The organism is Klebsiella sp. HMSC16A12 (assembly GCF_001808265.1).
GTDB classification, from domain to species: domain Bacteria; phylum Pseudomonadota; class Gammaproteobacteria; order Enterobacterales; family Enterobacteriaceae; genus Klebsiella; species Klebsiella pneumoniae.
The window spans coordinates 227,890-243,627 of the sequence record NZ_KV792611.1 but is presented as its reverse complement, the minus strand read 5'-3'; the positions used below and the strand labels follow the sequence as shown (position 1 = coordinate 243,627).

17 protein-coding genes are annotated in these 15,738 nt (G+C 60.2%); 9 read left to right on the top strand and 8 right to left on the bottom strand.

The genetic code is table 11. The features are described from left to right. Nucleotides 1-23: 23 nt before the first annotated feature. Nucleotides 24-1,196 carry a MalY/PatB family protein gene (locus HMPREF3140_RS14390; protein WP_025368164.1) on the top strand — a complete coding sequence of 391 codons (1,173 nt, stop codon included), beginning with the start codon at nt 24-26 and terminating at the stop codon, nt 1,194-1,196. A 13-nt stretch (nt 1,197-1,209) separates the two neighbouring features. Here HMPREF3140_RS14390 and HMPREF3140_RS14385 read toward each other — a convergent pair whose 3' ends face one another. After that, nucleotides 1,210-2,238, bottom strand: a complete 1,029-nt coding sequence (locus HMPREF3140_RS14385; RefSeq protein WP_004179669.1) for a CorA family divalent cation transporter — start codon at nt 2,236-2,238, stop codon at nt 1,210-1,212. A gap of 311 nt (nt 2,239-2,549) precedes the next feature. Between HMPREF3140_RS14385 and ydfZ the strand changes: the two genes are divergently transcribed. Beyond that, complete coding sequence (gene ydfZ / locus HMPREF3140_RS14380; RefSeq protein ID WP_004151566.1) at nt 2,550-2,753, top strand: putative selenium delivery protein YdfZ; 204 nt, start codon at nt 2,550-2,552, stop codon at nt 2,751-2,753. 69 nt (nt 2,754-2,822) lie between these two features. On the opposite strand, the gene HMPREF3140_RS14375 is transcribed toward ydfZ, so the two are convergent. Then, the gene (locus HMPREF3140_RS14375; protein WP_004179667.1) at nt 2,823-3,302 is read right to left on the bottom strand and encodes a hypothetical protein; all 480 of its coding nucleotides are present in this window, start codon (nt 3,300-3,302) and stop codon (nt 2,823-2,825) included. A 236-nt stretch (nt 3,303-3,538) separates the two neighbouring features. Here HMPREF3140_RS14375 and HMPREF3140_RS14370 point away from each other — a divergent pair, with 236 nt between their 5' ends. From HMPREF3140_RS14370 to HMPREF3140_RS14355, 4 genes are all read left to right on the top strand, one after another. Beyond that, entirely contained in the window at nt 3,539-3,892 is a 354-nt protein-coding gene (locus HMPREF3140_RS14370) for a DUF1304 domain-containing protein (protein ID WP_002903236.1), read from the top strand. 103 nt (nt 3,893-3,995) lie between these two features. Then, nucleotides 3,996-5,204 (top strand): selenium metabolism membrane protein YedE/FdhT, encoded by a 1,209-nt coding sequence (yedE, locus tag HMPREF3140_RS14365; RefSeq protein ID WP_004183873.1) that lies wholly within the window; start codon nt 3,996-3,998, stop codon nt 5,202-5,204. After that, nucleotides 5,201-5,434, top strand: coding sequence for a sulfurtransferase-like selenium metabolism protein YedF (gene yedF / locus HMPREF3140_RS14360; protein WP_032411435.1), 234 nt, complete (start codon nt 5,201-5,203; stop codon nt 5,432-5,434). Before yedE ends, yedF begins: the two co-directional genes overlap by 4 nt. A 250-nt stretch (nt 5,435-5,684) precedes the next feature. After that, a complete protein-coding gene (locus tag HMPREF3140_RS14355) occupies nt 5,685-6,077 on the top strand; it encodes a DUF1398 domain-containing protein (RefSeq protein ID WP_004224558.1) in 393 nt (130 codons plus the stop codon). A gap of 34 nt (nt 6,078-6,111) precedes the next feature. Here the strand turns inward: HMPREF3140_RS14355 and HMPREF3140_RS14350 are convergent, their stop codons facing one another. After that, a complete protein-coding gene (locus HMPREF3140_RS14350; protein ID WP_002903230.1) occupies nt 6,112-6,270 on the bottom strand; it encodes a YqaE/Pmp3 family membrane protein in 159 nt (52 codons plus the stop codon). Nucleotides 6,271-6,552: 282 nt separating this feature from the next. Between HMPREF3140_RS14350 and gap the strand changes: the two genes are divergently transcribed. After that, nucleotides 6,553-7,551 carry a type I glyceraldehyde-3-phosphate dehydrogenase gene (gene gap, locus HMPREF3140_RS14345; RefSeq protein WP_002903227.1) on the top strand — a complete coding sequence of 333 codons (999 nt, stop codon included), beginning with the start codon at nt 6,553-6,555 and terminating at the stop codon, nt 7,549-7,551. A gap of 48 nt (nt 7,552-7,599) precedes the next feature. Here the strand turns inward: gap and aldA are convergent, their stop codons facing one another. Further along, nucleotides 7,600-9,039, bottom strand: a complete 1,440-nt coding sequence (gene aldA, locus HMPREF3140_RS14340) for an aldehyde dehydrogenase (RefSeq protein ID WP_032411434.1) — start codon at nt 9,037-9,039, stop codon at nt 7,600-7,602. On the opposite strand from aldA, the gene HMPREF3140_RS28830 reads away from it, so the two are divergent. Beyond that, nucleotides 9,038-9,175 carry a hypothetical protein gene (locus HMPREF3140_RS28830; protein WP_020803977.1) on the top strand — a complete coding sequence of 46 codons (138 nt, stop codon included), beginning with the start codon at nt 9,038-9,040 and terminating at the stop codon, nt 9,173-9,175. The two genes, aldA and HMPREF3140_RS28830, sit on opposite strands and share 2 nt — an antisense overlap. 61 nt (nt 9,176-9,236) lie before the next feature. Here HMPREF3140_RS28830 and HMPREF3140_RS14330 read toward each other — a convergent pair whose 3' ends face one another. Further along, nucleotides 9,237-10,037, bottom strand: a complete 801-nt coding sequence (locus HMPREF3140_RS14330; RefSeq protein ID WP_070553018.1) for a YdcF family protein — start codon at nt 10,035-10,037, stop codon at nt 9,237-9,239. Between the two features lie 380 nt (nt 10,038-10,417). Here HMPREF3140_RS14330 and HMPREF3140_RS14325 point away from each other — a divergent pair, with 380 nt between their 5' ends. Then, nucleotides 10,418-11,743 (top strand): MFS transporter, encoded by a 1,326-nt coding sequence (locus tag HMPREF3140_RS14325; protein WP_032411430.1) that lies wholly within the window; start codon nt 10,418-10,420, stop codon nt 11,741-11,743. Between the two features lie 206 nt (nt 11,744-11,949). On the opposite strand, the gene HMPREF3140_RS14320 is transcribed toward HMPREF3140_RS14325, so the two are convergent. From HMPREF3140_RS14320 to astB, 3 genes are read right to left on the bottom strand one after another with little or no spacing between them, the layout of a single operon-like run. Then, complete coding sequence (locus HMPREF3140_RS14320; protein WP_002903059.1) at nt 11,950-13,380, bottom strand: amino acid permease; 1,431 nt, start codon at nt 13,378-13,380, stop codon at nt 11,950-11,952. 9 nt (nt 13,381-13,389) lie between these two features. After that, nucleotides 13,390-14,385, bottom strand: a complete 996-nt coding sequence (gene astE, locus HMPREF3140_RS14315) for a succinylglutamate desuccinylase (RefSeq protein ID WP_032410294.1) — start codon at nt 14,383-14,385, stop codon at nt 13,390-13,392. Nucleotides 14,386-14,395: 10 nt separating this feature from the next. Further along, complete coding sequence (gene astB, locus HMPREF3140_RS14310) at nt 14,396-15,736, bottom strand: N-succinylarginine dihydrolase (protein WP_004148240.1); 1,341 nt, start codon at nt 15,734-15,736, stop codon at nt 14,396-14,398. Nucleotides 15,737-15,738 lie beyond the last annotated feature (2 nt).

Genomic DNA, 15,738 nt, shown 5'->3' with positions numbered 1-15,738 from the left:
GGGCGCTCGCTAAGGAAGCTCCAATGTTTGATTTTGCCACCCCTATCGATCGCCACGGCACCTGGTGCACGCAATGGGACTATGTCGCCGACCGGTTTGGCGCCGCCGATCTGCTGCCGTTCACTATTTCCGATATGGATTTCGCCACCGCGCCCTGTATTCTCGACGCCGTCAGCCAGCGGCTGGCCCACGGGGTGTTCGGCTACAGCCGCTGGCGCAACGAGGCGTTTCTCGGGGCGATTGCCCACTGGTACGCCAGCCGCTTTAACAGCGACATCGATCCGCAATCTGTGGTCTACGGACCGTCGGTTATCTACATGGTGGCGGAAACCATCCGCCAGTGGTCGAAAGAAGGCGACGGCGTCGTGGTCCACACCCCTGCCTACGATGCGTTCTATAACACCATCACCGCTAACCGGCGGCGGATTGCCCCGGTGCCATTGATCCTGAAGGATAATCGGTGGCGCTGCGATATGGACCGCCTGGAGGCGGCGCTGGCGGAGCCAAAGAATACCCTGCTGCTGCTGTGCAGCCCGCACAACCCAACGGGGAAAGTCTGGCGTCGCGAGGAGCTGGAGACCATGGCGGCCCTGTGTCAAAAACATGGCGTCAGGGTGATTAGCGACGAAATTCATATGGACATGACCTGGAGCGAACACCGCCATATCCCGTGGAGCGAGGTCGCTCAGGGACCATGGGCGCTGTTCACCTCCGGTTCGAAGAGCTTCAATATTCCGGCCTTTACCGGGGCCTACGGCTTTATCCCCGAAGAGAACGAGCGCGACAGCTACCTGCAGGCGCTAAAGGGTCGCGACGGGCTCTCTTCCCCTTCCGTGCCGGCGCTGGTCGCCCATATCGCCGCCTACCGCGACGGGGCTCCCTGGCTCGATGCCCTGCGCGACTACCTGCAGGCGAATATGCGCTATGTCGCCGACACGCTCAACAACGCCTTCCCCGCGCTCTGCTGGCAGCCGCCGGAGGCCACCTACCTGGCATGGATCGACCTGCGCCCGCTCAACGTTGACGATCGCGCGCTACAGCAGGCGCTGATCGCCGAACAGAAGGTGGCGATTATGCCGGGTTATACCTATGGTCCTGAGGGCAACGGCTTTCTGCGACTCAACGTCGGCTGCCCACGCGAGAAGCTGGAACGCGGTGTCGAAGGACTGATTGCCGCCCTGCGCAGCCTCAGCTGATTCGACGCGCAATCTACAGGTCATCGCGCCGGCGAAACGCCAGGTAACCGGCGCCGAGGGTAAAGACAGCGACAATCACCACCAGCAGGATAAACCCGTGGTGGTTGCTTGCCAGCGGGATCCCACCGACGTTCATGCCGAAGAAACCGGCGACGATGTTAATCGGCAGCGCGAGGACGGTGATCACCGTCAGGGTATAGAGGGTGCGATTGCTCTGCTCCAGCTGGCGGGCGCCAATCTCCTCCTGCAGCAGACTGATGCGCTCGATCAGGCCCGACAGATCGTTAAGCACCACGCTAAACTCTTCGGTGAACTGACGAAACGCCTGCACCACCGCGCGATCCATCCACGCCGGCGGCCGGTTAAGCAGCCGGAACATCGCCGCCGGCTCCGGCGCCAGCAGCCGCTGGAAGCGTAAAAGCATCCGCCGTAGCCGCGCCAGATCGGCCCGGTTGCGCTGCACGTGATTGCTCAGAAGACGCTCTTCAATAAGGTCAACATGGCGGCTGGCCTGGCGGACGACCTGCTCCAGCACCTCCTCCTGCTCCTCCAGCAGAAAGGCCAGCAGCTCAGTAGACGTGTTCACCCTGAGCGTCTGCAAGCGCGGCAGCATCCATTCGATAAACCGCAACGGTTTGAAGCGCGCCGTCACCACCAGCCTGGGGCTACAGTAGAGCCACAGCGTGGCGGTTTCCGCGCTGGTATCCTGCGGACGAAACAGCACATCGTTAAGCACAGCGAACAGATTTTCCCCCTGTCGCTCAATGCGGGTGGTGTGCGAGCCGCTGCGGATCTCCTCGAAGAAAAAATCGGCCACCGGAAAGTGGCTGGTTAACCATTTCTCGGCGGTGGCATGATTAAGATTCAGGTGTAACCAGATAAACGCCTTGTCATCGGCGAGCGCCTGATAGCGGGCGCAGACCTCGCCAGAGGCGATCGGCTGCGGGGGGCGCTGTTCATGAAACAAATAGCCATGCACCAGGCCGGAAACTTCACTATCAAAATCGGGCTTTAACATCTTCGCGGTGACGTCTTGACTCATGGCTCCCTCAGGACAGGCACTGGCACCGTTGATGCCCGAATAGTGCCATCTTTCGCTATTTTCCGCGGGCTGGCAAGGTTAATAATCTGGTCATAAAACAGTAACCTGGCTGACATATGACGGCCAGTATCACGCTTCATCCCCTCGCCGCGCAGGCGATGCGATGGAGGCGAACGGAAGGTCTTCTTGCCTTTATGCTCAGGTGGTTATTAAAATAAATTTGATTATCCTCAAAACTTTTTTAGGCAGAAAGCGGTATTAATTTGCGCGCTTAATCATTGCTTTCACCCAGGTTTATTGAGGAGGAGACCATGAAAACCTATGACCGTAATCGTAACGCTATTGCTACCGGCAGCATGGTAATGATCGCCGGTAACGGGACGACGGGCGTGATTAAAGCTATCCATGGCGAGGGGAAAACCGCTGAGCAGCTGCGCCGGGCGGACTGCGTTGAAATCGACGGCTGCGAGGGCCGCTTCTGCCCGTTGGATCTGATCCGTCTCGGCTTCCATTAATTCCTGCCGCCAGGTCGTTAGTATCAGGCCACCTGTGGTGGCCTGCTCTTTTCCCGGGAAATAAAGCGTCTAGCGAAAGCTCCACTGAACACTCATCACAAAGATCGCCGGCACAATAATGCCGCCTTCCACACCGAAATAATCGGTGAAATTATATTGCAGGCCATGATAGAGGTAGGGCGAAAAACCGATGCCGGTGATTTTTTTGGCGGTGCGGTAGGTGCCGGAATCCCCACAGTGGCTGAAGGCATCAAAGAAAAATTCCCCGGTATAGGCATACACCCCTTTCAGTACCCAGCCGGTATCGTTTTTCAGCCAGTCGCGGCGCACGCCGAGGGTCAGGCAACGATCGTCAAAGCTGTTTTTCATCGTTCCGACCAGCACGCTGTATTTTGAATCCTGAGAAAACTTGCGCTCCACCGAGAAAAAGTTGTTATTGAAATGTTCGTTATATTGTCCGTGGTTACCCGTCATATGATAGACATAGGAACCGGTATTCATCGAATAGAGGTTTAATTCCCCGGCCTGCGCCGACGGCATGGCAACCATTAGTAGCGCTGATAACAAAATCCATAATTTATTTACCATTCAGTAACCTATGCCATACCCGTAAAAAGAACCCGGCATGCTAGCACCGCTTAGCTAAACCAAAGGGCAATCAGATAAACCGACGCTCTTCGCGGCGGGAAAATATGACGCTATCTGCACTATAGCAGTCGCCCTCTCGCCTGGTGAGCGCCTGCGGTTATACTGGAGAAACATTCCCCTGATCGTTAAGGACCGCTGTGTTAGCCACTCTCCTCGTTGCGCTGGTCGCTATTATTCATCTCGCCATCCTGGTGCTGGAGATGTTTCTCTGGGAAGCCCCCGCCGGGCGCCGGGCCTTTAACCTCAGCGCCGATTTCGCCCGGCAGACCCGGGTGCTGGCGGCCAACCAGGGCTTGTATAACGGCTTTCTGGCCGCCGGCCTGGCATGGGGGCTGTGGCTGGGGGCGCCGGGGGTGCAGGTGGTTATCTTTTTCCTGGCCTGCGTGCTGGCCGCCGGGATTTTCGGCGCGCTGACCGCCAGCCGCAAAATTCTCTATATTCAGGCGCTGCCCGCGCTGCTGGCGCTGGTTGCCGTGCTGACGCAAGCGTAGGGCCTTGATCCAAAACAGAGAAAGCAGGCGCTAAGGCGGGTACTATTTGCCCCCTTTGGTCGGTCATCGACCGTTAATACCTTCTGAGTTCAGAGGCATTTTTATGACATGGCAATCCTTCAAACAGGCCTGGCTTATCCGGTTCTGGTCTCCTGTCCCGGCGGTCATTGCCGCGGGCATTCTCTCTACCTACTATTTTGGCATCACCGGCACCTTCTGGGCGGTGACCGGCGAATTCACCCGCTGGGGTGGTCAGCTGCTGCAGTTGCTGGGCGTCCACAGCGAACAGTGGGGCTATTACCAGCTGATACATCTCGAAGGGTCGCCGCTGACCCGCATCGATGGCAGGATGATCATCGGCATGTTCGGCGGCTGCCTGGCCGCCGCGCTGTGGGCGAATAACGTCAAACTGCGCCTGCCACGCAGCCGGATCCGCATTGCGCAGGCCGTGGCGGGCGGCATCATCGCCGGGTTCGGCGCACGGCTGGCGATGGGCTGCAACCTGGCGGCCTTCTTCACCGGCATTCCGCAGTTCTCCCTGCACGCCTGGCTGTTTGCCATCGCCACCGCCATCGGCTCCTGGTTTGGCGCCCGCTTCACGCTGCTGCCCCTTTTTCGCATCCCGGTAAAAATACAAAAGGTGTCCACCGCCTCGCCGTTAACCCAAAAACCGCAGCAGGCGCGCCGCCGTTTCCGCCTGGGGATGGTGGTCTTTTTCGCCATGATCGGCTGGGGCCTGCTTACCGCCGCAGACCACCCGGCGCTGGGCCTGGCGATGCTGTTCGGTATTGGCTTTGGTCTGCTTATCGAGCGCGCGCAGATCTGCTTTACCTCCGCCTTTCGCGATATGTGGATCACCGGCCGGACGGTGATGGCGAAGGCGATTATCTTCGGCATGGCGGCGAGCGCCATCGGTATCTTCAGCTATGTGCAATTGGGGATGGCGCCGAAAATTATGTGGGCCGGTCCTAATGCGGCGATTGGCGGGCTACTATTTGGCTTTGGCATCGTGCTGGCCGGCGGCTGTGAGACCGGCTGGATGTACCGGGCGGTGGAGGGCCAGGTTCACTACTGGTGGGTTGGGCTGGGCAACGTCATCGGCTCAACGCTGCTCGCCTGGTGCTGGGACGATATCGCCGCCCCCCTCGCCACCCACTGGCAGAAAGTCAACCTGCTGAACGCCTTCGGTCCCTTTGGCGGACTACTGGCCACCTATCTGCTGCTGCTGATCGCCCTGCTGCTGGTGATCGCCTGGGAGAGACATTTTTTCCGCCGCCAGGCGGCGGTCCGGACCGTGAAGGAGAGCGCATGAAAAACATCATCCCTGATTATCGCCTGGATATGGTCGGCGAACCCTGCCCGTATCCGGCGGTCGCTACCCTGGAGGCAATGCCTTCCCTGCAAAAAGGCGAGATCCTCGAAGTGGTCAGCGACTGTCCGCAGTCGATCAATAACATTCCGCTTGATGCAAGGAACCACGGCTACGCGGTGCTGGATATTCAACAGGATGGCCCAACCATTCGCTATTTGATTCAGAAGTAGCGCCGTTTTCCCGCCGGCGGCCTTCCCCGCCGGCGCTTGTCTCCTCGTTCCCGCCTCGCCGTTCGCTTACGCATCGCTGACCAGGTAGCCAAACGATTGCAATAGATTGTAACACTTGAAACCGTGTTCCAGTTACGCAATAACCATTAATATAACGCGCCTATATTATTAAAATGCGAATAAGTTATTTAGTGAATGGTTTCTGCCGCTATCGGCCAAAGCCGCACACAGCGACACGATAAGGATCGAAATGGAACTGCTGGTCAGGCTGGGTCATTTTTTTGAGCAAGCGCGTTCTGACGCCGACTATGCCACCTTCGCCAATGAACTGCGTCGGCATCAGGTCTCCTACTACATCTATTTTGTTTCCACCGGCAATATGAATTTCGTAATGGCAAACGACGAGGTGGTCTCGGTAAAAAGCGCCCGCGGGCTGCTGCGCGTTCGCGCTGAGGCCAGCCATTGTCTGACCAGGGCCGCCGTTATCCGCCACTTTGCCCGGGCCATTAACTTTGAACAGTACTGCCGGGATCTCGCCAGCGCCGGGGTGTTTAAGTGGATCGTCGATCTGGAAGAGGAGACCCGGCACTACTGGTCGAAGGATAATACGCTGTTATATAAAGAGTGCCTGATGCCCCCCTGAACCGGTCTCAGGGGGAGGCGGCGAGGGTCAGCCTTTAATCGCGGGTCTGCACCCAAAAGGCGTGGATCAGGCCAGGAATATAGCCCAGCAGGGTCAAAATGATATTGAGAATAAACGCCCAGCCGAAGCCTTTTCCCAGCAGCACACCCAGCGGCGGCAGAATGATAGTGAAAACGATTCTCCAGAATCCCATAACCTCTCCCTTCGTCTAACGTCAATTTTTTACTAAGCTATTCAATAGTTAAGCATAGACGCTTTTCGTCGTTTCGCCAGCAGGCAGCCCCCTCATCTCTGGTAACAAAAATCATTCCCTGCCGTCACGGGCAAAAAAGACCGGGAAAACATTCACTTTTCCCCTCTCCGGCCCGCAGGCCCTGGCATAGCGCACAGATTGTCAGTTGACCAATCAGGGGGACAGGGCTAAGCCTGGAGGAGTTTCATCACATCGAGTCGTTTTACCAACCGGAGAATATCCATGAGTAAACTTGGGATTAATGGATTTGGTCGTATCGGACGTCTGGTGTTACGTCGTTTATTAGAAGTCGACAGCAGCCTGGAAGTGGTGGCTATCAACGACCTCACTTCGCCAAAGGTGCTGGCCTACCTGTTGAAGCATGATTCAAACTACGGCCCCTTCCCGTGGAGCGTCGACTTTACCGAAGATGCGCTGATCGTCAACGGCAAAACCATTACGGTGTATGCCGAAAAAGAGGCGCAGCATATTCCATGGCAGGCGGCAGGCGCCGAGGTGATTGTGGAGTGTACCGGGTTCTACACCTCGGCCGAGAAATCGCAAGCCCATCTCCAGGCCGGCGCGCGCAAAGTGCTGATTTCCGCCCCCGCCGGCGAGATGAAAACCATCGTCTACAACGTCAACGATGACACCCTGACCCCGGATGACACCATCATCTCCGTGGCCTCCTGCACCACCAACTGCCTGGCGCCGATGGCCAAAGTTCTGCAGGATGCCTTCGGCATCACCGTAGGCACCATGACCACCATCCACGCCTATACCGGCACCCAGTCGCTGGTGGACGGGCCGCGCGGAAAAGATCTGCGCGCCTCCAGGGCGGCGGCGGAAAACGTTATCCCGCACACTACCGGCGCGGCAAAAGCCATTGGCCTGGTGATCCCTGCCCTGAGCGGTAAGCTGAAAGGCCATGCCCAGCGCGTACCGACCAAAACCGGCTCAGTGACGGAGCTGGTATCGGTGCTGGAGAAAAAGGTGACTGCGGATGAGGTCAATCAGGCGATGAGGCAGGCGGCTGAGGGCAATGAATCCTTTGGTTACACCGAAGAGGAGATCGTCTCTTCCGATATCATCGGCAGCCATTTCGGTTCGATCTACGATGCAACCCAGCTGGAGATTGTGGAGGCCGGCGGCGTACAGCTGGTGAAAACCGTCGCCTGGTACGATAACGAATACGGCTTTGTCACCCAACTGATCCGCGTGCTGGAGAAATTTGCCCGCTAAGTGAACGGCGGACAGCCTGCGCTGTCCGCCGGTTCTGTGTGGAGTGCCTCAGGCCTGCAGATAGACCACCTGGGTCTGCAGGTACTCATTCAGGCCGTGGCGGCCATCTGCGCCGCCGATCCCCGACTTACGCCAGCCGGCGTGGAACCCCTGCATCGCCTCAAAGTTCTCACGGTTGATATAGGTTTCGCCAAACTTCAGTCCCTTAATCGCTTTCATCGCCACGTTCAGATCGCGGGTATAGATTGAGGAGGTCAGGCCATAGTCGCTGTCATTGGCCATCGCCAGCGCCTCATCAAGGGTCGAAAACGCCACCACCGGCAGCACCGGCCCGAAGGTTTCCTCGTGGATAATGTCCATCTCCTGACGCACATCCAGCAGCAGGGTCGGCGGATAAAAATAGCCTTTGCCCTCCAGCGGCTGGCCGCCCAGCGCCACCCGCGCCCCCTGCGCCACCGCCTTCGCCACTTTGCCCGCCACCTGGTCCCGCGCCGCCGCGTTGATCAGCGGCCCCATCGCGATGTCATCCCGCGTCGCCGGGTCGCCAAACTGCACGGCCTTCATCGCCTCGCCGAGGCGGTTGACGAAGCGGTCGTAAATGCCCTGCTGAACATAGACCCGCTCGACGAAGTTACACACCTGCCCGGTGTTAATCACCCGCGAGTCCACCACCGCTTTCACCGCCAGCTCCAGATCCGCATCGTCCATCACAATGGCAGGCGCTTTGCCGCCGAGCTCGAGGCACACTTTGGTGATATTTTTCGCCGCAGCGGCCATAATTTTCTCTCCCGCCGCCACGCTACCGGTCATGCTAACCATCGCCACCTTCGGATTGCCGGCCAGCTCCTGACCAACGGTTTCTCCGCGGCCAAGCACCAGGTTAAAGACCCCTTTCGGCAACCCAACCTGATGGACGATCTCGGCAAAGGCGATGGCATTATTGGGCGTAAATTCGCTGGGCTTAATGACGATGGTATTCCCGGTGATCAGGGCCGGCGCCAGCTTGCGGGCGATAAGAAAGAACGGGAAGTTCCACGGCAGGATCCCGGTGGTCACCCCCAGCGCGCGTTTAAAGACGAGGATATTCTCTCCCGGGCGATCGCTCTGCACGATCTCGCCTTCGTAACGGCGCGCCCATTCGGCCATATAGTCGAGATAGTCAGCGGTGAATGCGACTTCCACCGCCGCCAGCTGCTGGATCTTGCCGCCTTCAGCCACGATCAGCCCGGCAATCTCTTCAGCACGCTGGCGGATACCCGCGGCAATCTTGCGCAGCCAGCCCGCGCGCTCAATCGCCGGCAGTGCTTCCCAGGCGGGCTGGGCGCGCTCAGCCGCGTCAATCGCCAGCCGCGCCTCTTCGGCAGTCCCGTCCGGGATCCGCGACAGCAGCGCTTCGGTCGCCGGGTTAAGCACGTCGATCCAGCCGTCGCCGCGACCGGAAACGAACTGGCCATCAATATACATCGGGTGTTGAACGGGTGCTGTCATGGCTGCTCCTGTAGTGCGTTTGTATTTAACAAGTGATTTTTTTGTTAAATATCGGGCGGATAAGCCGTGGCTTCGCAGCACGTTGGCGCTGTTCTGTGAGCTGATTCATAAAACCGGGCCAAAAATGCCCGCTTGAGGTTACATTCCAATAACACAAATTGCCCGTTTGCGATAAATCTGCCGCAAACGGGCAGTTTTCAGCCGAGGGTGCGGGCCTGCAGCGCCCCGGCAAGCTGGGCGTCCTCCCGCAGCTGTCGCCAGGCATCGATGATCTCCGGCGGGAAGGTGACGTGGCTGATGAAGTCTTTCCCCCGCGGACCGTATCCTTCAGGCGTATCCTGCAGGCGCGGCAGCTCGCCCAGCAGCAGCGCCAGGTAGCGGGCGACCGGCCACAGCCCCGCCCCGCCGCCCGCGAACCCCAGTTGACCATCGGTCTGCTCCAGCACCGGCGAGCAGCCGGGAAAGCTCAGCCACTGTGGCGGCGTCGTCACCCCCTGCCAGACGCGGGCGAAGGTGGCCATGGTTCGCCGCTGCATGGTGGGGTCCTGAATGACGATCCCGCGACGATGAGGGATCCCCCCGTTCTCCAGCGTGGTCCGGGTAAAACGGGCGTTCTCGCCGCAGTTGGTCGACTGGTCCTCCACCACCAGCCGCGAATGGGGGATGTGCCAGTAGTCATGAGCAATGTCGGCCAGAATATGCGCTTCCGGGCGGCCATCCACCGGCAACGTACGGTAACGGGGATCCTGGCGCACCGCCTCGTAGAGATAGCCCGTAGAATGTCCCACGCCGCCGCTGATCAGCAGCGGGACCGCCTGCGCCGCCGCCAGACGGCAGGCGGCGTCGATGGTTGGGATCACGGCGTTGCCGGCCAGCACTACCACGTCCACCTGCGGCAGCGCGGGCAGCGTCGCCAGATCGTCCTGCGCCAGCCAGGCGCCGACCTGGTTAGCCGCCGCCAGCGTCGCTGCCGACAGCGGAGGAAATTGTTCTGCCATTCTGTCTCCTTAATCCTCTCTCAGCCGAGCGGAGAGAATGCTTTCGCTATCATAAACGCCGCCTGCCGGAAGGCATAGCGGCGTCGATTTGTAACCATTTTGAAATAACAAGAAACATCTAAAAACAGGCGGGTTGCACCTGAACAACTCACTATGAAAATAACAAAAAACAGCAAAATCAGGTGGAAAATAAAAAATAGCGTCGCGGTTATACCAGTTCAAAGCGCGCCATAACGCCCAGTTTGCCAGCCATAAACTTGCCAATTGTAACCTTCAACCCTAAGTTGCTTAACAATTACACAACCTTTTCACATCAGGTTGCACCCTGCTCGTACAGAGTGACACCTGACCTATCTACCGTGGCGGGAGAACGTTTCGTAATGAGCAATCCACAAGACAACACTGCATCCATTCTGCAGAAAAACAAGAAGGTACTGATCGCGAGCCTGACAGGCAGCGCCATCGAATGGTTCGATTATTTTCTCTATGGCACCGCCGCCGCGCTGGTGTTCAACAAAATCTTCTTTCCGATGGTCGACCCGGTTATCGGCCTGATCCTCTCCTGGCTCTCCTTCTCGCTGACGTTTTTTATCCGCCCCATCGGCGGCGTGATTTTCGCCCATATCGGCGATCGCATCGGCCGCAAGAAGACGCTGGTGCTGACCCTGTCGCTGATGGGCAGCGCCACGGTGGCGATCGGCCTGCTGCCCACCTACGAGATGGTGGGCCTCTGGGCGCCGGCCCTGCTGATTATCCTGCGCATTATTCAGGGCATGGGTATCGGCGGCGAATGGGGCGGCGCGCTGCTGCTGGCCTATGAATACGCGCCGGAAAAGCGGAAAGGCTTTTTCGGCAGCATTCCCCAGGCCGGGGTGACCATCGGCATGTTGATGGCGACATTTATCGTCTCGCTGATGACGCTGTTCGATGAGGCGCAGTTTCTCGCCTGGGGCTGGCGCATACCGTTCCTGCTCATCTCCGTCCTCGTTTTTCTCGGCCTGTGGATCCGCAAAGATATCGACGAAACGCCCGCCTTTAAGCAGGTGAAAAAATCCGGCCAGGTGGCGAAGGCCCCGCTGCGCGATACGCTCAAGCACCACTGGCGGGAAGTGCTGATCGCCGCCGGCCTGAAAGTGGTGGAGACCGCCCCCTTCTATATCTTCTCCACCTTTGTGGTCAGCTACGCCACCACCACCCTGAGCTATCAGAAGTCGCAGGCGCTGGAATCCGTGACCCTGGGCGCGCTGGTGGCCACCGTGATGATCCCGCTGATGGGGCTGCTGTCAGACAAGGTGGGTCGGCAAAAGATGTACACCCTGAGCGTGGTGCTGCTGGGGCTGTTTATCGTCCCGTGGTTCCTGCTGCTCGACACCGGCACCGGCTGGGGCATCATGCTGGCGACGATCGTTGCCTTCGGCATCCTGTGGGCGCCGGTAACCGCGGTGCTCGGCACCCTGTGCTCTGAGATTTTCAGCGCCAATGTGCGCTATACCGGGATCACCCTCGGCTACCAGCTGGGCGCCGCGCTGGCCGGGGGAACCGCGCCGCTTATCGCCACCGGTCTGCTGGCAAAATATGACGGTGACTGGCGGCCGGTGGCCATTTATCTGGGCGTTACGGTGGCGATTTCGCTCCTGGCGATATTCTGCGCCAGCCGGATGAAGTCCGCGCTGGGCACGGCCCCCTCCCGGGCGGAAAGCGCCTGACCGCAGCCCGCCAGGGCTACTACGGAGTCGACTATCCCGCCCGGCGGCGCTGCGCGTGCGCGGGCCTGGGGGGATCGCGCCGCGGGGGAAACCGCTTATCCCAGGTCCGGTAAGCATGTAGGCCCGGTAAGGCGCCAGCCGCCACCGGGCACAAACAGGCGTCAAGTCTTCCCCCCTGCTTAGCCGGCCGCCAGGGCCGGCGGGTGTCAGGCGCTCTGGTTGTCCAGCTGAAGCTGCCCCTCGCGCCGCTGCTTCAGCTTCCAGAAGCCCCACAGCGCGATAAACCACAGCGGAGAAGCCAACAGCGCCAGCAGCGTGTCCGGGTCAAAGATCATGATGAAGATAGCGAACGCGAAGAACAGCAGGCTCACCCAGCTCATCACTACCCCGGCGGGCATCTTAAAGATCGACCCGGCGTGCAGGTCCGGACGCTGACGGCGGTAAACCAGATAGGCCACGAGGATCATCCCCCAGCTGAACACCACCATAATCGCCGCCAGGGTCGAGACGATGGTGAACAGGGTCATCACGTTCGGCACCAGAAACAGCAACAGCGTGCCGATCAGCATGCAGAAGCAGGAGAACAGCAGGCTGCGCACCGGAATGCGGGTACTGCGCGACAGGATACGAAACTGCCAGTGCGCATGCTTCTCCACCGACAGGCCGTACAGCATGCGGGTGCTGGAGAAGACCCCGCTGTTGGCCGAGGACATCGCCGAGGTCAGCGCCACAAAGTTAATCACCGCCGCGGCGGCAGGCAGCCCGGCCTTGGCGAACAGCGTCACGAAGGGGCTGGTCTCCGCCGACACCCCCGGCCACGAGGCGACAGCGATGATCACCACCATCGACAGCAGATAGAAGATGATAATCCGCAGCGGCAGAGCATTGATCGCCTTGGGCAAAATGCGCTGCGGATCGCGGGTCTCCGCCGTCATGGTGCCCAGCAGCTCAATGCCGGTAAAGGAGAAGATCGCTATCTGGAAGCCGGCGAAAAAGCCGGTGATGCCGTGGGGCATAAAGGCCGTCGGGTCGGTGAGATGGCTGAGGGAGGCCGTCACGCCGTCCGGGGAGGTCCAGCCGGTGGCAATCATCCAGCCGCCGGTGCCGATCAGGGCGATAATGGTGATCACCTTGATCAGGGCGAACCAGAACTCCGCCTCGCCAAACATTTTCACCGACAGCAGGTTAAGCAGGAACAGGATCGCCAGCATGCTGAGGGCCGGCATCCACGCCGAGAGTTCCGGGAACCAGTACTGCATATAGCTCCCGCAGACCACCACGTCGGCGATACAGGTCACCACCCAGCTTAGCCAGTAGGTCCAGCCGAGGTAAAAGCTGGCCTGCGGCCCGAGATACTCGCCGACAAAGTCGGCAAACGAGCGGTAGTCATGGCGGGTGAGCAGCAGCTCGCCCATCGCCCGCATCACCATATAGGTAAAGAACCCGACCAGCACATAGATAACCAGGATCGAGGTGCCGGCGACGGCGATGTTGCGCCCCGCCCCCATAAACAGCCCGGTGCCGATGGCGCCGCCGAGGGCAATCATCTGGATATGGCGGGCGCTGAGCCCGCGCTTAAGCTGTGACGCGCCTTCACCTCCGGCGGCAGGTGACGCCTGATGTTGATGTTCAGTCATGGTGTTTCCTCAGGCTGGTTGCGGGAGACGAAGGGCAGCGGCGCGGAGCAACAGCCCGGCGCGCTGGCCGGTGGCGACCCCGGCGTTGGGAAAGAGGATATAGGGGGCCCGGGCCTGCACCACCCAACGTTTCTCTGCCTGGCGGGCGATCTCATACCCTGCCGGGAGCGCGGTGAAGTTTTCAACGTCTGCCGCGAGATTAAGCGTAAATTCCCCCTCGCGCTTGATGATGCTCTCCTCGACCAGGAAGTAGTCCACCGGCGCTTTGTCGCGCGGCGGCAGCGGCGCGTCAGCGATCCAGGCCCGGATCGCCGCGTCGGCGGCGGCGAACAGGCTGAGATCGTTGGCGCCGAACGGCATCACTTTCCCCAGCTCCAGGGTGGCGCTTTGCGCGGCGAACTTTTCGCAGGTGAAATGGGTGAAGGTGCCGCCCGCTTCGGTATGGCGCACGACGGCGTCCATCCCGCTGGCCTGCAGCAGCTGATAGAAATCGGGCGAAAAATCCCCGGCGTGGGCCGGGAGCAGCGCAAACTGGCGATACAGCGATCCGCGAATGGCGGTGTGCATATCGAGATGACCACGGTTGACCGGCCCCGCCGCATCGGCGGCGCGATAAAAAGCCTGCACCGCCTGCTCCAGCGCAAAAGCCCGCCGCGACTCATTTCCCGGGGTGACCGCCAGATGGCGGCCGCCGAACAGGCGATTCAGGTCGTTATGCAGATAGCGGCGCGCGGCGCGGATCGCCGGCAGATTACCAAAGACGATCAGCAGCGCCTGCGTGAGCGGCTGCCGCCCCTGGCTCAGATCGTGGGTTAGCTGCAGCAGCAGTTCAATCGGCGCGGTCTCATTGCCATGCACGCCGGCGGAGAGGATCGTCGCCCGGCGCCACGGCGCCGTCGGCAGCAGCTGTAAAATGCCCTCGCCCAGCCAGCGGGCCTCGATGCCCGCCGGAAAGGTCCACGCCTGCAGGCGGCAGTGCAGTAAATCGTTAACCAGGTGCTCCATCTGCCGCTCCTTAACGCTGAAAATCATAGACCGCGCCGAGGCGCAGGATCTGCGTCAGCTCATCCAGCGCCTGATAAACCTCGCGCAGCAGCTGCGGGTCCGCCAGATCGCGGGCATGCAGCCGGTCGCGATAGTGTTTTTCCACCCATGCCGTCAGCTGCTGATAACGTTCGTCGTTCATCAGGCTATGGGCGTTGACCGCCTGGCGCTCCGCCTCGTTGAGCACCACTCGCAGCCGCAGACAGGCCGGGCCGCCGCCGTTGCGCATGCTTTCCCGCAGGTCAAAGACCGCCACTTCATCGATCGGCGATGCGCTATCGGCGGCGAGATCGCTGAGATAGCGCCAGACGTTTTCCCGCTGGCGGCACTCCTCCGGCACCACGATCAGCATCTTGCCGTCTGGTTTGCTCAGCAGCTGGCTGTTGAACAGGTATGAGGCCACGGCGTCGTCGAGCGAAACCCGCTCGTCCGGCACTTCCACGCTGGTGAACGGGATATCCAGACTGTCGCTTTTAGCCCGCAGCGTGGCCAGCACTGTAGCCTGATCGACAAACGCCTGCTGATGGTGGAACAGCACATGGCGATTGCTGACCGCGATGACGTCGTTATGAAACACGCCGCGATCGATAGCCTGCGGCGCCTGCTGGGCAAACACCGTGTAGCGCGGATCCAGCTGATGCAGGCGGGCCACCGCTTCGCTGGCCTCGAGGGTCTGCCGCGCCGGATACTTCACCGGGGCGATACCGCCGCTGGCGCGTCGACCATAGACGAAAAACTGCACCCCCTGCCGGTCATATTCCCGGCAGAAGCGGTTATGGTTGGCCGCCCCTTCATCGCCGAGGTCGCCATGCTGCGGCAGCGCCGCATGGTGGGCAAAGTAGCGCGGATCGGCGAACGTGGCGCCAAGGATCGCCGAGGTGGTGGGCGCCTCCTGCATACGGTGCAGCTTATTGTTCAGGTTGGCGACGGTGAAATGGACTTTGCCATCGGCGCTGTCCGCCGACGGTGAGACGGTCGCCGCGTTGGCGGTCCACATCGACGAGGCGGAGCTGAAGGCGGAGAGCAGCTGCGGCGCCGCGTGGGCCGCCTGCCGGATAACCTGCTCATCGCTGCCCTGGAAACCCACTTCGCGCAGCAGACGCAGATTCGGCCGCGGCTGCGGCGGCAGAATGCCCTGTACGAAGCCGCGGTCGGCCAGGGCTTTCATTTTATACAGCCCCTGCAGCGCCGCCTTTTTAGGGTTAGAGAGACCATCGCGGTTATTTTGCGAGGCTTCATTGCCGACGGAGAGTCCGGCGTAGTGGTGCGTCGGGCCGACCAGGCCATCAAAGTTTGCTTCAAAACCAGACATAT

What these genes read in the sequence shown, in the direction of transcription:
- HMPREF3140_RS14390 (WP_025368164.1), top strand. Translation starts at nt 24, where the DNA reads ATGTTTGATTTTGCCACCCCTATCGATCGCCACGGCACCTGGTGCACG.
- HMPREF3140_RS14385 (WP_004179669.1), bottom strand. Translation starts at nt 2,238, where the DNA reads ATGAGTCAAGACGTCACCGCGAAGATGTTAAAGCCCGATTTTGATAGT.
- ydfZ (WP_004151566.1), top strand. Translation starts at nt 2,550, where the DNA reads ATGAAAACCTATGACCGTAATCGTAACGCTATTGCTACCGGCAGCATG.
- HMPREF3140_RS14375 (WP_004179667.1), bottom strand. Translation starts at nt 3,302, where the DNA reads ATGGTTGCCATGCCGTCGGCGCAGGCCGGGGAATTAAACCTCTATTCG.
- yedE (WP_004183873.1), top strand. Translation starts at nt 3,996, where the DNA reads ATGACATGGCAATCCTTCAAACAGGCCTGGCTTATCCGGTTCTGGTCT.
- yedF (WP_032411435.1), top strand. Translation starts at nt 5,201, where the DNA reads ATGAAAAACATCATCCCTGATTATCGCCTGGATATGGTCGGCGAACCC.
- HMPREF3140_RS14355 (WP_004224558.1), top strand. Translation starts at nt 5,685, where the DNA reads ATGGAACTGCTGGTCAGGCTGGGTCATTTTTTTGAGCAAGCGCGTTCT.
- HMPREF3140_RS14350 (WP_002903230.1), bottom strand. Translation starts at nt 6,270, where the DNA reads ATGGGATTCTGGAGAATCGTTTTCACTATCATTCTGCCGCCGCTGGGT.
- gap (WP_002903227.1), top strand. Translation starts at nt 6,553, where the DNA reads ATGAGTAAACTTGGGATTAATGGATTTGGTCGTATCGGACGTCTGGTG.
- HMPREF3140_RS28830 (WP_020803977.1), top strand. Translation starts at nt 9,038, where the DNA reads ATGGCTGCTCCTGTAGTGCGTTTGTATTTAACAAGTGATTTTTTTGTT.
- aldA (WP_032411434.1), bottom strand. Translation starts at nt 9,039, where the DNA reads ATGACAGCACCCGTTCAACACCCGATGTATATTGATGGCCAGTTCGTT.
- HMPREF3140_RS14330 (WP_070553018.1), bottom strand. Translation starts at nt 10,037, where the DNA reads ATGGCAGAACAATTTCCTCCGCTGTCGGCAGCGACGCTGGCGGCGGCT.
- HMPREF3140_RS14325 (WP_032411430.1), top strand. Translation starts at nt 10,418, where the DNA reads ATGAGCAATCCACAAGACAACACTGCATCCATTCTGCAGAAAAACAAG.
- HMPREF3140_RS14320 (WP_002903059.1), bottom strand. Translation starts at nt 13,380, where the DNA reads ATGACTGAACATCAACATCAGGCGTCACCTGCCGCCGGAGGTGAAGGC.
- astE (WP_032410294.1), bottom strand. Translation starts at nt 14,385, where the DNA reads ATGGAGCACCTGGTTAACGATTTACTGCACTGCCGCCTGCAGGCGTGG.
- astB (WP_004148240.1), bottom strand. Translation starts at nt 15,736, where the DNA reads ATGTCTGGTTTTGAAGCAAACTTTGATGGCCTGGTCGGCCCGACGCAC.